Genomic DNA, 13,799 nt, shown 5'->3' on the forward strand with positions numbered 1-13,799 from the left:
ACGGATCAGCTTGGCGGCCGAGCGGCCCCGTACTGCGTGAAGCTGTCACCGGTACCGGTGACAAATGTCAGTTGACCTCGACTGTGGTGCCCGGCTCGAGCTGCTGGTACGGCCGGTCGTCGGCGTTGATGAAGCGCTGCATCATGCCCTGACCGATCGTGCTGAGCAGGGCGTCGTGGATGCCGATCGTCTGGACTGCGTCGACAGCGCGGGCGTACTCGACGGCCGGCGGCAGGGCGAACCACGGACCCGAGATCGGCACCAGGTTGGTGTGCACCTTGCGGTCCGGACGGGTGAACGAATCGCCCGGGTGGTAGACCGCGTCCTCGATCAGGAAGCCGACGTTCTCACACGGAACTCCCCACTCCGGCAGGATGATCGCGTGATCCTTGCCATAGGCACGGACCGCGAAACCGGCCGCCTCGAAGACGGAGCCGTCGGCAACGATCTGGACCCGCTCGCCCAGCTCGCCGAGTTGCCCGGCGACACCCGCGTTGGTCCAGATCGGCGCGTCGAGCCCCTTCACCCGGTCGACGTCGAGGTGGTCCTGGTGCTCGTGCGTGACCAGGATCGCGTCCACACCTTCGAAGGCCGCGTCCTCGGTGAAACTGCCCGGATCGACCAGCAACACCTTCCCGTCCTTCTCGAGCCGGACACAGGCATGCGTGTACTTCGTGAGCTTCAAGATCAATCTCCCAGAGCGTCTCGCATCGGAACCAATTTTGCGTTCGTCTCGGCCAGCTCGGCCTCTGGGTCGGAGCCGGCGACGATGCCGGCGCCGGCGAACAGGCGCATCCTGGTCGGGTCGTCGGGGTCGGCCTGGCCGCAGCGCAGGGCGATGCACCACTCGCCGTCACCGGCCGCGTCCATCCAGCCGACCGGGCCGCTGAACCGGCCGCGGGGCATGCCCTCGATCTCGCCGATCACGTCGCGGGCGACATCGGTCGGCGTACCGCAGATCGCCGCGGACGGGTGCAGGGCGGCGGCTAGGCCGAGCGCCGAGGCTCCGTTGGCGGCCACGCCGGCCACGTCGGAGGCGAGATGCATCACGTTCGGCAGGTGCAGCACGAACGGGGTCTCGGGCACGTTCATCGACTTGCAGTGCGGCTTCAGCGCGTCGGCCACCGAGCGGACGGCGTACTCGTGCTCCTCGAGGTCCTTGCTCGACCGGGCGAGGGAGGCGGCCAGCGCCAGATCGTGCGCGTCGTCGCCGGTACGCCGGATGGTGCCGGCCAGCACCCGGGAGGTGATCAGGCCCTTCTCGCGCCGGACCAGCAGCTCCGGGGTGGCGCCGATCAGGCCGTCGACGGAGAACGTCCAGCAGTTCGGGTACGCCGAGGCCAGCCGGCGCAACGGCCAGCGGAGGTCGATCGGGTTGGGGGAGATCGCGATCAGGTCGCGCGCGAGCACCACCTTGTCGAGCTCGCCGTTGGTGATCCGCTGCACCGCGTCGGCGACGATGCCGGACCACGCCGTACCGGAGCGCGCACCGTCCGCGAACGCGACCGCACCGACCGGTTCCGGCTCGTACGTCGTCAGCTCGGGCGGCGCGGCCAGCGAGCTCGCACCCGAGATCGTGGTCACCCAGGTGATCCCGCCACGACGGCCGACGATCACCTCGGGCACCACCAGCTCACTGGCGTCGGTGTCGGTGAAACCGAACGAGCCGAAGCAGACCAGTCCCGATCCTGGTACGCCGATCTCGTCGCGCACCACCGCGTTGGCGGTGAGCTCCTTCCACCAGGCCTGGGCCTCCGCGAACCGATTGCTGCCGGCAACGTCCAGCCGGGCGGCGACGCCCCAGCCGACGTGCCCATCGCCACGGCGTACCCAGGCCAGCCCGCCGGTCTGCGGCAGGTGGTCCATCAGCGCGGCGGCCACACCCTCGACGCGCTGGCTGCGAACCACCAGCTGCGGAGCCGGCACCGCGCCGGGTTGGAGCGGGTCAGACAGGCTCACGGTTGCACTCCTCGCTCGCTTCCCGGCCCCGGGTCGCGATGGCCGGCCGGCTCAATGGAGATTCGCTCACGAGAGGCAAGCGTAGGCCGCTCTCGTAACCGGCGAATTTCGGTGCCTGTCGCGGCCGTGATCAACTAGACAGGTGACCAGGGCGGATCTCAGCAAACAACCCGAAGCAGTGGCCGCGATGTTCGACAACGTGGCCGAGGGCTACGACCGGACCAACGCGGTCGCCACGATGGGGCTGGAGAAGGCCTACTGGCGGCCGCAGACACTGGCCGAGATCGCGCCCCGGAAGGGGATGAAGATCCTCGATCTGGCCGCCGGGACCGGCGCGTCGAGCGTGAAGCTGCGCGAGGCCGGCGCCGAGGTGGTGTCCTGCGACTTCTCGGTCGGCATGCTCCGGGTCGGCAAGCGCCGGTACCCCGAGCTGGACCTGATCGCAGGCGACGCGCTCCGGCTGCCGTTCGCGGACGAGACCTTCGACGTGGTGACCATCTCGTGGGCGCTGCGGAACGTGAACGACGTCACGGTCGCGCTGGCCGAGATGCTCCGGGTGACCAGGCCGGGCGGCCGGCTGGTGGTGCTGGAGAACTCGCACCCGACCTGGAAACCGTTCCGGGTCGCCTACCTGGAGTACATGATGCGGGCCGTCCCGGTCGTCGCGAAGGCGGTCTCGACGAACCCCGACGCCTACGTGTACCTGGCCGAATCGGTCCGGGCGTGGCCGGCCCAGGCGCCGCTCGCCGACACGATCGCGGCCTCCGGCTGGACCCACGTCCAGTGGCGCAACCTGACAGGTGGTCTGGTCGCGATCCACCGGGCCGTCAAGCCGCTCTAATTACGCAACGAAAAGAGCGCATAAATCGGTTGCAGGCAAGGGGTTCCGGGCCGGTTTCGTGTCCAAGTCAGGCAGTCCTAGACTGTCGGATGACCAGGCCTCGTGAATCCCTTCACGAGTGACACAGCCCTCCACCAGGCCGGGATGAGATGAGCCAGAGCGTGCCTAGCAGGCAGCAGGCCGAGACCGCTGATGTGATCGTCGTCGGCGCCGGGCCCGCAGGCTCGGCAGCGGCGTACCATCTCGCGAACGCGGGCCTCGACGTGCTGCTGCTCGAGAAGACCGCGTTCCCGCGCGAGAAGGTGTGCGGCGACGGCCTCACGCCCCGCGGGACCAAGCAGCTGATCAACATGGGCATCGACATCTCGCCCGAGGCCGGCTGGATCAAGAACTACGGCCTGCGGATCCGCGGCGCCGGGCACGAGCTGCAGCTCGACTGGCCGGACCTGGCCAGCCACCCGAACTACGGGCTGACCCGCAACCGGATGGACTTCGACGACATGCTGGCCCGTCAGGCCGTCAAGGCCGGCGCCCAGTTGCGCGAGCGGACCAACGTGACCGCGCCGATCCTGGACGACCAGGGCTTCATCGTCGGCGTCACCGCCAAGCCGGTCGACGACAACGGCCGCCGGGCCGGCGAGGACCTCGAGTTCCGCGCCCCGCTGGTGATGGCCGCCGACGGCAACTCGTCGCGGCTGAGCGTCTCGATGGGCCTGCACAAGCGTGACGACCGGCCGATGGGCGTCGCGGTCCGGACGTACTTCACCAGCCCGCGGCACGACGACGACTACCTCGAGTCCTGGCTGGAGCTGTGGACCGACGACCCGAAGAACCCGGGTCAGCGCAGCCTGCTGCCGGGCTACGGCTGGATCTTCGGGATGGGCGACGGCACCGTCAACGTCGGGCTCGGCATCCTGAACACCTCCGACGCGTTCGGCAAGGTCGACTACGCGGACCTGCTCAAGCAGTGGCTGAAGAACACGCCCGACGAGTGGCAGTTCCGCGACGAGTTCCAGACCATCCCGATCCGCGGGGCGGCGCTGCCGATGGGCTTCAACCGGCAGCCGCACTACACCCGCGGCCTGATGCTGCTCGGCGACGCGGGCGGGATGGTGAACCCGTTCAACGGCGAGGGCATCCCGTACGCGATGGAGTCCGGCGCGTTCGCGGCCGAGGTCGCGGCGCAGGCTCTGCGCCGGCAACCGAACCAGCGCGAGCGGGCGCTCTCGGCGTACCCGAAGGCGCTGAAGCAGGAGTACGGCGGCTACTACACGCTCGGCCGGGTGTTCGTGAAGCTGATCGGAAACCCGGAGGTGATGCGGCTGTGCACCAAGTACGGTCTGCCGCGCACCACCTTGATGAAGTTCACCCTGAAACTCCTTGCCAACCTCACGGATCCGCGCGACGGCGACGTGATGGACAAGATCATCAACGGTCTCACCAAGGTGGCTCCCGCCGCCTGATCGGCGGGGCGCGTGACGTGAGACACAGCGGTACTGGTAACACAGTGCTGCACCGCAACAGGCAGTACGGCACTACGAACACGACCGACCCACGCAGTACCGGACGCAAGTAAGGAGGGAGCAGCGCCAAGATGCACCCTTACGTACCGATCCTCATCCTCGGTGTGCTCGCGACGATCTTCGTGGCGGGCACCTTGGTGACCAGCGCGCTGGTCGGCCCGAAGCGCTACAACCGGGCCAAGCTCGACTCGTACGAGTGCGGCATCGAGCCGACGCCGCAACCGGTCGGTGGTGGGCGTTTCCCGGTGAAGTACTACATCACCGCGATGCTCTTCATCGTGTTCGACATCGAGATCATCTTCCTCTACCCCTGGGCCGTCGCCTTCGACCAGATGGCGCTGTTCGGGTTGGTCGAGATGGTCATCTTCATCGTTACCGTCTTCGTCGCGTACGCCTACGTCTGGCGCCGCGGCGGACTGGAGTGGGACTGACCTATGGGTGTTGAAGAACAGCTTCCGGCCGGCGTACTGCTGACCACGATCGAGGGCCTGTCCGGCTACATGCGGAAGGCTTCGTTGTGGCCGGCAACCTTCGGGCTGGCCTGCTGCGCGATCGAGATGATGACGACCGGAGCGCCGCGCTACGACGCCGCCCGGTTCGGCATGGAGGTCTTCCGCGCTTCGCCGCGCCAGGCCGACCTGATGATCGTGGCCGGCCGGGTGAGCCAGAAGATGGCTCCCGTGCTGCGCCAGATCTACGACCAGATGCCGAACCCGAAGTGGGTGCTGGCGATGGGTGTCTGCGCCTCGTCGGGCGGCATGTTCAACAACTACGCGATCGTCCAGGGCGTCGACCACGTGGTCCCGGTCGACATGTACCTGCCCGGCTGCCCGCCGCGGCCGGAGATGCTGCTGGACGCGTTCCTCAAGCTGCACGAGGACATCCAGAACGGCAAGCTCGGCGCGAACAAGAAGGCGCTGCAGGCCGAGCAGGAGACTGCCGCCCTGGCCGCTTCCCCCACCCTTGAACTGAAGGGCCTGCTCAGGTGAGCGACACCCAACCAGAGAACCTTCCGGCGACTCAGCCGGGTGCGGACGCGCAGACGCCGGGCGCCGAGGTCATCGACCAGCGCGAGGGCATGTTCGGCGTCCGCGGTACCGGTGACACCTCCGGCTTCGGCGGGCTGCAGCGCCAGGTCGCGCTGCCCGGCGGATCGGCCAAGCCCTACGGCAGCTGGTTCGACGGCGCGACCGAGAAGCTGGAGAGCCTGGTCGGCGACGGCGCGATCGAGAAGGTCGTCGTCCAGCACAACGAGCTGACCCTGCACATCGCCCGCGAGCGGCTGGTCGAGGTCGCCCAGCACCTGCGCGACGACGAGGCGCTGCGGTTCGAGTTCTGCTCCGGCGTCTCCGGCGTGCACTACCCGCACGAGACCGGGCGCGAGCTGCACGCGGTCTACCACCTGCTCTCGATCACGCACAACCGGCGGATCCGGCTCGAGGTGTCCTGCTCCGAGGCCGACCCGCACATCCCGTCCGTCGTCTCGGTCTACCCGGCCAACGACTGGCACGAGCGCGAGACCTGGGACTTCTTCGGCATCATCTTCGACGGACACCCGGCGCTGACCCGGATCCAGATGCCCGACGACTGGCCGGGCCACCCGCAACGCAAGGACTACCCGCTCGGCGGTATCGACGTCGAGTACAAGGGCGCCGTCATCCCGCCGCCCGACACGCGGAGGTCGTACAACTGATGACCACTACAGACCCCTACGCCACCACCCGGGACACCACCGAGGGCAAGGTCTTCACCGTCACCGGTCAGGACTGGGACTCGGTCGTCTCCGGCCTCGGCGACGAGCCCGAAGAGCGCATCGTCGTGAACATGGGCCCGCAGCACCCGTCCACCCACGGCGTGCTCCGGCTGATCCTCGAGATCGAGGGTGAGAACGTGACCGAGGCCCGCTGCGGCATCGGTTACCTGCACACCGGTATCGAGAAGAACATGGAGTTCCGCTCCTGGACGCAGGGCGTCACGTTCTGCACCCGGATGGACTACCTGTCGCCGTTCTACAACGAGACGGCGTACTGCCTGGCGGTCGAGCGGCTGCTCGGCATCGAGGACCAGATCCCGGAGAAGGCCAACGTGATGCGGGTGCTCCTGATGGAGCTGAACCGCATCAGCAGCCACCTGGTCTGCATCGCCACGGGCGGGATGGAGATCGGCGCCCTCACGGTGATGACGATCGGCTTCCGCGAGCGGGAGATGACGCTCGACCTGTTCGAGCTGATCACCGGCCTGCGGATGAACCACGCGTTCATCCGGCCCGGCGGTGTCGCCCAGGACCTGCCGGCCGGCGCGCTGGACAAGATCCGGGAGTACATCACCTGGATGAACAAGCACCTGCCCGAGTACGCCGAGCTGTGCAACGCGAACCCGATCTTCAAGGCCCGGCTGGGCAACGTCGGCTACCTGGACCTGACCGGGTGCATGGCGCTCGGCATCTCCGGCCCGCCGCTGCGCGCGACCGGGTACGGCCTGGACCTGCGCAAGACCCAGCCGTACTGCGGCTACGAGACCTACGACTTCGACGTACCGACCTGGGACACCGCCGACTCGTACGGCCGGTTCCGGGTGCGGCTGCAGGAGATGTGGGAGTCGCTGAAGATCGTCGAGCAGTGCGCCGACCGCCTGGCCAAGATGGAGGGCGAGCCGGTGATGGTGCAGGACAAGAAGATCGGCTGGCCGAGCCAGCTGGCCGTCGGCAACGACGGGATGGGCAACTCGCTCGACCACATCAAGCACATCATGGGCGAGTCGATGGAAGCCCTGATCCATCACTTCAAACTCGTCACCGAGGGCTTCCGGGTCCCGGCCGGGCAGGCCTACGTGGCGATCGAGTCGCCGCGTGGCGAGCTGGGCTGTCACCTGGTCTCCGACGGCGGCACCAAGCCGTACCGGGCGCACTTCCGCGACCCGTCGTTCGCAAACCTGCAGGCGATGCCGATCCTGTGCGAGGGCTCACAGGTCGCCGACGTGATCGTCGCCGTCGCCAGCCTTGACCCGGTGATGGGTGGAGTGGACCGATAGATGGCTGACACAACCGTTCCCTACAGCACAGGCGAGACGAAGATCGGTGACACCACGATCGCCGAGATGCGCGAGCTGGCCGCCCGGTACCCGGTCGGCCGCTCGGCCCTGCTGCCGATGCTGCACCTGGTGCAGTCGGTCGAGGGCCGGATCACCCCCGAGGGCATCGAGGCCTGCGCCCACGTGCTCGGGCTGACCGGCGCCGAGGTGTCGGCGGTGGCGACCTTCTACACGATGTACAAGCGCCGCCCGGTCGGTGACTACCACGTCGGCGTCTGCACCAACACGCTCTGCGCGGTGATGGGTGGCGACCTGATCTTCGAGCGCCTCAAGCAGCACCTGGACGTCGGCAACGACGAGACCACCGAGGACGGCAAGATCACCCTCGAGCACCTCGAGTGCAACGCCGCCTGCGACTACGCGCCGGTGATGATGGTGAACTGGGAGTTCTTCGACGACATGACGCCGGAGTCGGCGACCCAGCTCGTCGACGACCTGCGCGAGGGCACCGAGGTCAAGTCGCCGCGGGGCGCCACGATCTGCACCTGGAAGGAAGCCGAGCGCGTGCTGGCCGGCTTCCCCGACGGCCGTGCCGACGAGGGCCCGACCGGCGGCAAGGCCACCCTGGCCGGCCTCCGGCTGGCCCGTGAGCGCAACTGGACGGCGCCGGAAGGCAGCCACTCCCGCAGCAGCAACGGGCGCGCCGCTGAGGCCAGCGTCTCGCCGGAAGCCGCTGCCGGTCCGCGTCCGGAAGACCAGCCGGGCAAGGAATCCCAGGCTGTGCACACCGACGACAGCCGCAAGGAGGACTGACCGTGCTCACTCCAGTGCTGTCCGACAACTGGGACCAGATCCGCGCCTGGCAGCTGGCCTCGTACCAGCGTTCCGGCGGGTACGACGCGTTGCGCACCGCGCTGCGGATGCAGCCGGCCGACGTGGTCACCGCGGTCAAGGACTCCGGTCTGCGCGGCCGTGGTGGCGCGGGCTTCCCGACGGGCATGAAGTGGTCCTTCATCCCGCAGGACAACCCGAAGCCGAAGTACCTGGTGGTGAACGCCGACGAGTCCGAGCCGGGCACCTGCAAGGACATCCCGCTGATGCTCGCCTCGCCGCACACGCTGGTCGAGGGCGTCATCATCTCCGCGTACGCGATCAACGCGAACACCGCGTTCATCTACGTCCGCGGTGAGGTGCTGCACGTCGTCCGCCGGCTGCAGCAGGCGGTCGCCGAGGCGAAGGAAGCCGGCTTCATCGGCACCAACGTGCTCGGCACCGGCTACGACATCGACGTGATCGTGCACGCCGGCGCCGGCGCGTACATCTGCGGTGAAGAGACCGCGCTGCTCGACTCGCTGGAAGGTCGTCGTGGTCAACCCCGGCTGCGTCCTCCGTTCCCCGCGGTGGCCGGCCTGTACGGCTGCCCCACTGTCATCAACAACGTCGAGTCGATCGCATCCGTTCCCTCGATCATCAACAACGGCGCCGACTGGTTCGGCTCGATGGGTACCGAGAAGTCCAAGGGCCCGACGATCTACTCGCTGTCCGGCCACGTCACCCGGCCGGGTCAGTACGAGGCGCCGATGGGCATCACGCTGCGGCAGCTGCTCGACCTGGCCGGCGGGATCCGCGAGGGCCACGAGCTGAAGTTCTGGACCCCTGGTGGGTCCTCGACGCCGTTGCTGACCGCTGATCACCTCGACATTCCGCTGGACTACGAGGGTGTCTCCGGCGCCGGCTCGCTGCTCGGTACCAAGGCGCTGCAGATCTTCGACGAGACCGTCTGCCCGGTCCGTGCGACGCTGCGCTGGACCGAGTTCTACAAGCACGAGTCCTGCGGCAAGTGCACCCCGTGCCGTGAGGGCACCTGGTGGCTGGTGCAGATCCTGGAGCGGCTGGAAGCCGGCCAGGGCGACGAGAGCGACCTTGAGAAACTGCTGGACCTGAGCGACAACATCACCGGCCGCTCGTTCTGCGCGCTGGCCGACGGCGCGACCGCGCCGATCACCAGCTCGATCCAGCACTTCAAGGACGACTACCTCGCGCACTTCACGAACGGCGGCTGCCCGTTCGACCCGATGGCGTCCACCGTCTTCGCGACCGCTGGAGCAACCGCATGACGATCCAAGCCAACCCGCCGGCGGGCCAGGTCGAAAAGGTCGACCTGGTCACCGTCACCATCGACGACGTCGAGGTGAAGGTGCCGAAGAACAGCCTGGCGATCCGGGCCGCCGAGCAGATCGGCGTCCAGATCCCGCGGTTCTGCGACCACCCGCTGCTCGACCCGGTCGCCGCCTGCCGTCAGTGCCTCGTCGAGGTCGTCGACGCGGGCAACGGCCGGGGGATGCCGAAGCCGCAGACCTCGTGCTCGCTGACCGTTGCCGACGGCATGGTCATCCGGACCCAGATCTCCTCGCCGGTGGCCGACAAGGCCCAGCAGGGGCAGATGGAGTTCCTGCTGATCAACCACCCGCTGGACTGCCCGGTCTGCGACAAGGGTGGCGAGTGCCCGCTGCAGAACCAGGCGATGACGAACGGCCGGGGCGAGAGCCGCTTCGAGGGTGTGAAGCGGACCTACCCCAAGCCGATCAACATCTCCGCCCAGGTGCTGCTGGACCGCGAGCGCTGCGTGCTTTGCGCCCGCTGCACCCGGTTCTCCCAGCAGATCGCGGGTGACCCGTTCATCGAGCTGCTCGAGCGCGGCGCGCTGCAGCAGGTCGGTATCTACGAGAAGGAGCCCTTCGAGAGCTACTTCTCCGGCAACGCGATCCAGATCTGCCCGGTCGGCGCGCTGACCAGCGCGGCGTACCGGTTCCGGTCCCGGCCGTTCGACCTCGTCTCGGTGCCTTCGATCGCCGAGCACGACGCGTCCGGTGCGGCGATCCGGATCGACTACCGGCGCGGCAAGGTGATGCGCCGGCTGGCCGGTGACGACCCGGACGTCAACGAGGAGTGGATCTCCGACCGGGACCGGTTCGCGTTCAACTACGCGAACACCGGCGACCGGCTGACCCACCCGCTGATCCGCGAGGACGGCGAGCTGCGGCCCGCCTCCTGGCCGGAGGCGCTGGACTTCGCGGCCAAGAAGCTCGTCGCCGCGCGGGGCAACGCAGCGGTACTGACCGGTGGCCGGCTGACGCTCGAGGACGCTTACGCCTACTCGAAGTTCGCGCGGGTGGCCCTCGGTACCAACGACATCGACTTCCGTTCCCGGCCGTACTCGTCCGAGGAGGCCGACTTCCTGGCCGCCGCGGTCGCGGGCACCGGGCTCGGTACGACGTTCGCCGACCTGGAGAACGCGGCATCGGTACTGCTCGTGGGCTTCGAGCCCGAGGAGGAGTCGCCGTCGGTCTTCCTGCGGCTGCGCAAGGGCGTCAAGAAGAACGGCACCCGGGTCTTCACGGTCGCGCCGTTCGGATCGCGCGGCATCGAGAAGCTGTCGGGTGTCGTCGTCCAGAGCAGCCCGGGCACCGAGGCCGCGGTACTGAGCGATCTGCGCGGCACCGGTGAGACCGGCGCGCAGGCGCTGGACGCGCTCGGCGCCAACTCGGTCATCGTCGTCGGCGAGCGGCTCGCGTCCGTACAGGGCGCGTACTCCGCCGCGCTGCGGCTCGCGCTGGACACCGGGGCCCAGCTGGTCTGGATCCCGCGTCGTGCGGGTGACCGTGGTGCGCTCGACGCCGGCTGCCTGCCGGGTCTGCTGCCGGGCGGTCGCCTGGTGTCGGACGCGGCCGCACGGGTCGACCTGCAGGCCGCCTGGGGCGTCGAGAACCTGCCCAGCACGGTCGGCAAGGACGTCGGCGAGATCCTCGCCGCGGCCGGCTCGCTGCAGGCACTGGTCGTCGCGGGTGTCGAGATCGACGACCTGCCGGACCCGGCGGCTGCGCTGGCCGCACTGGCCGCCGCGCCGTTCGTGGTCAGCTTCGAGGTTCGCAACTCGCAGGTGACCGAGCACGCCGACGTCGTCTTCCCGGTGGTACCGCCGGCGGAGAAGGACGGCACCTTCGTGAACTGGGAGGGCCGCGAGCGGTCCTTCCCGGTCGTGCTCAAGGTGCCGGCCGCGATGCCGGATGTCCGGGCACTGGCCGCGCTGGCCCAGGAGATGGGCTCGCCGCTCGGCTTCAGCACCCCGCACGGGGCGAAGAAGGAGTTCGACGAGCTGGGCCGCTGGGACGGCGACCGGGCCGGCGAACCGACGTACCAGGCGGGTCCGCCGCTCGGCGCGTTCGACTCGACCCGGCTGGCCACCTGGCGGATGCTGATCGACGACAGCCGCGGCAACGACGGTGAGCCGCACCTAGTCGCGACCGCCCGCCGGCCGGTGGCACGGATCTCGCTGACCACGGCCCACCGGGTCGGCGTGAACGACGGCGACGAGCTCGTGGTGAGCACCGACGCCGGCTCGATCCGGTTGCCGGTGGCGATCACCGCGATGACCGACAACGTCGTCTGGCTGCCGGCCAACTCGGCCGACTCGCATGTCCGACGCTCGCTGCATGCCGATCACGGCTCGATCGTGACCATTGCCGGAGGGAACGCATGATGTCCATCCCGCTCGCCCTGCCGCTGGCGCCGCCACCGGACGCGGGGGTCGGCAACGACCCCTGGTGGGTGGTGCTGATCAAGGTGCTGCTGATCTTCGTCTTCCTGATCGTGCTGACGCTCTTCAACATCTGGTGGGAGCGCCGGGTCGTCGCCTACATGCAGAACCGGATCGGGCCGAACGTGCACGGCCCGTTCGGTCTGCTCCAGTCGCTGGCCGACGGCATGAAGCTGATGTTCAAGGAAGACCTGATGCCGAAGGGCGTGGACAAGTTCGTCTACGTCGCGGCGCCGGTGATCGTTTCGATCCCGGCCTTCCTGACCTTCGCGGTGATCCCGTTCGGGCCGACCGTGAAGATCCCCTTCACCGACACCTACACCCGGTTGCAGCTGACCGACCTGCCGGTCTCGGTGCTCTACGTGATGGCGATCGCCTCGATCGGCATCTACGGCATCGTGCTCGGCGGCTGGTCGTCCAACTCGACGTACTCGCTGCTCGGTGGTCTGCGCTCCAGCGCCCAGATGATCTCCTACGAGGTCGCGATGGGCCTGGCGCTGGTGACGGTCTTCCTGTTCGCCGGCTCGATGTCCACCTCGGACATCGTCAACGCGCAGGCCTCGCACCAGACGCTGAACCTGTTCGGGGCGCACATCCCGATCCCGGGCTGGTACGCCGTGCTGTTGTTCCCGTCCTTCGTGATCTACGTGATCTCGATGGTCGGCGAGACCAACCGGGCGCCGTTCGACCTGCCGGAGGCCGAGGGCGAGCTGGTGGCCGGCTTCCTGACCGAGTACTCCTCGATGAAGTACGCGATGTTCTTCCTGGCCGAGTACATCAACATGGCGACCGTGTCCGCGCTGGCCACCACGCTGTTCCTGGGCGGCTGGCGGGCGCCCTGGCCGATCTCGATCTGGGACGGCGCGAACTCCGGCTTCTGGCCGGTGCTGTGGTTCGTCGGCAAGATGATGTGCTTCATCTTCATGTACATCTGGCTGCGCGGAACGCTGCCGCGACTGCGCTACGACCAGTTCATGAAGCTGGGCTGGAAGATCCTGATCCCGGTCTCGCTGGGCTGGATCCTGCTGGTCGCCACGGTCCGCGCGGTCGGCCGTGAGGTGGACAGCGGCAACCAGCGCAACTACCTGCTGGTGGCGGCCGGTGTGGTCGCGGCCATCGCGGTGATCTCGATGTTCCTGCCGCAGAAGAAGACCGACCAGCCGGAACCGGTCGAGGGCGAGGAGTTCGACGCCTTCGCCGGCGGCTTCCCGGTGCCACCACCACTCGTCGATTCCACGAGCACGGACGTTCGTAGCAAGGAAGGCAGCCGTGGCTAGCGTCAAAGAGTCCCTCTGGGATCCGGTCGCCGGATTCGGGGTCACCTTCCGGACGATGTTCCGGAAGACGTTCACCGAGCAGTACCCGTTCGAGAAGAAGCCGACCGCGCCGCGGTTCCACGGCCGTCACCAGCTGAACCGCTGGCCCGACGGCCTGGAGAAGTGCATCGGCTGCGAGCTGTGCGCCTGGGCCTGCCCGGCGGACGCGATCTACGTCGAGGGCGCTGACAACACCGACGGCGGCCGGATGTCGCCGGGTGAGCGGTACGGCCGCGTCTACCAGATCAACTACCTGCGCTGCATCCTGTGCGGACTCTGCATCGAGGCGTGCCCGACCCGGGCGCTCACGATGACGAACGAGTACGAGCTGGCCGACCGCAGCCGCGAGTCCCTCATCTACGAGAAGAAGGACCTGCTGGCTCCGCTGCTGCCGGGGATGTCCGAGCCGCCGCACGACATGCAGCTCGGCGCCACCGACAAGGACTACTACCGGGGCCTGATCGGCGCCGCGGTTCCGACCGAGGGTGGTGACGGCAAGTGACCCCGCTCGTCACCGGCGGCCAGGTCGCGTT

Annotated in this window: 13 protein-coding genes; 11 read left to right on the plus strand and 2 right to left on the minus strand. The window is 68.4% G+C overall.

The window, feature by feature from the left end; all coding sequences use genetic code 11:
• Positions 1-67: 67 nt before the first annotated feature.
• Together ABD116_RS26750 and ABD116_RS26755 are read right to left on the minus strand one after the other, a co-directional pair.
• Entirely contained in the window at positions 68-685 is a 618-nt protein-coding gene (locus tag ABD116_RS26750) for an MBL fold metallo-hydrolase (RefSeq protein WP_343975900.1), read from the minus strand.
• Positions 686-687: 2 nt separating this feature from the next.
• The gene (locus ABD116_RS26755) at positions 688-1,959 is read right to left on the minus strand and encodes an isochorismate synthase (protein ID WP_343975903.1); all 1,272 of its coding nucleotides are present in this window, start codon (positions 1,957-1,959) and stop codon (positions 688-690) included.
• Positions 1,960-2,101: 142 nt separating this feature from the next.
• On the opposite strand from ABD116_RS26755, the gene ABD116_RS26760 reads away from it, so the two are divergent.
• The 11 genes from ABD116_RS26760 (at position 2,102) to nuoI (ending at position 13,768) form a co-directional block, all read left to right on the plus strand.
• A complete protein-coding gene (locus ABD116_RS26760) occupies positions 2,102-2,800 on the plus strand; it encodes a demethylmenaquinone methyltransferase (protein WP_343975906.1) in 699 nt (232 codons plus the stop codon).
• A gap of 149 nt (positions 2,801-2,949) precedes the next feature.
• Positions 2,950-4,263, plus strand: a complete 1,314-nt coding sequence (locus tag ABD116_RS26765) for a geranylgeranyl reductase family protein (RefSeq protein WP_343975909.1) — start codon at positions 2,950-2,952, stop codon at positions 4,261-4,263.
• A 131-nt stretch (positions 4,264-4,394) separates the two neighbouring features.
• Entirely contained in the window at positions 4,395-4,754 is a 360-nt protein-coding gene (locus ABD116_RS26770; RefSeq protein ID WP_164601696.1) for an NADH-quinone oxidoreductase subunit A, read from the plus strand.
• A gap of 3 nt (positions 4,755-4,757) precedes the next feature.
• A complete protein-coding gene (locus tag ABD116_RS26775) occupies positions 4,758-5,312 on the plus strand; it encodes a NuoB/complex I 20 kDa subunit family protein (protein ID WP_328329756.1) in 555 nt (184 codons plus the stop codon).
• Positions 5,309-6,016, plus strand: coding sequence for an NADH-quinone oxidoreductase subunit C (locus ABD116_RS26780; protein ID WP_343975917.1), 708 nt, complete (start codon positions 5,309-5,311; stop codon positions 6,014-6,016). Before ABD116_RS26775 ends, ABD116_RS26780 begins: the two co-directional genes overlap by 4 nt.
• Positions 6,016-7,353, plus strand: a complete 1,338-nt coding sequence (locus tag ABD116_RS26785) for an NADH-quinone oxidoreductase subunit D (protein WP_343975920.1) — start codon at positions 6,016-6,018, stop codon at positions 7,351-7,353. The genes ABD116_RS26780 and ABD116_RS26785 overlap by 1 nt, the downstream gene beginning before the upstream one ends.
• Positions 7,354-8,166 (plus strand): NADH-quinone oxidoreductase subunit NuoE, encoded by an 813-nt coding sequence (gene nuoE / locus ABD116_RS26790; protein WP_343975923.1) that lies wholly within the window; start codon positions 7,354-7,356, stop codon positions 8,164-8,166.
• A 2-nt stretch (positions 8,167-8,168) separates the two neighbouring features.
• Positions 8,169-9,470, plus strand: coding sequence for an NADH-quinone oxidoreductase subunit NuoF (nuoF, locus tag ABD116_RS26795; RefSeq protein ID WP_425552154.1), 1,302 nt, complete (start codon positions 8,169-8,171; stop codon positions 9,468-9,470).
• On the plus strand, positions 9,467-11,893 hold the full coding sequence (locus tag ABD116_RS26800; protein WP_343975926.1) for an NADH-quinone oxidoreductase subunit G: 2,427 nt from the start codon (positions 9,467-9,469) through the stop codon (positions 11,891-11,893). Before nuoF ends, ABD116_RS26800 begins: the two co-directional genes overlap by 4 nt.
• Entirely contained in the window at positions 11,890-13,227 is a 1,338-nt protein-coding gene (nuoH, locus tag ABD116_RS26805; RefSeq protein WP_343975929.1) for an NADH-quinone oxidoreductase subunit NuoH, read from the plus strand. The genes ABD116_RS26800 and nuoH overlap by 4 nt, the downstream gene beginning before the upstream one ends.
• The gene (gene nuoI / locus ABD116_RS26810) at positions 13,220-13,768 is read left to right on the plus strand and encodes an NADH-quinone oxidoreductase subunit NuoI (RefSeq protein ID WP_343975931.1); all 549 of its coding nucleotides are present in this window, start codon (positions 13,220-13,222) and stop codon (positions 13,766-13,768) included. Before nuoH ends, nuoI begins: the two co-directional genes overlap by 8 nt.
• The last annotated feature ends 31 nt before the right edge of the window (positions 13,769-13,799 follow it).

It is taken from the genome of Kribbella koreensis, assembly GCF_039525325.1.
In the GTDB taxonomy this organism is placed as follows: Bacteria; Actinomycetota; Actinomycetes; order Propionibacteriales; family Kribbellaceae; genus Kribbella; species Kribbella koreensis.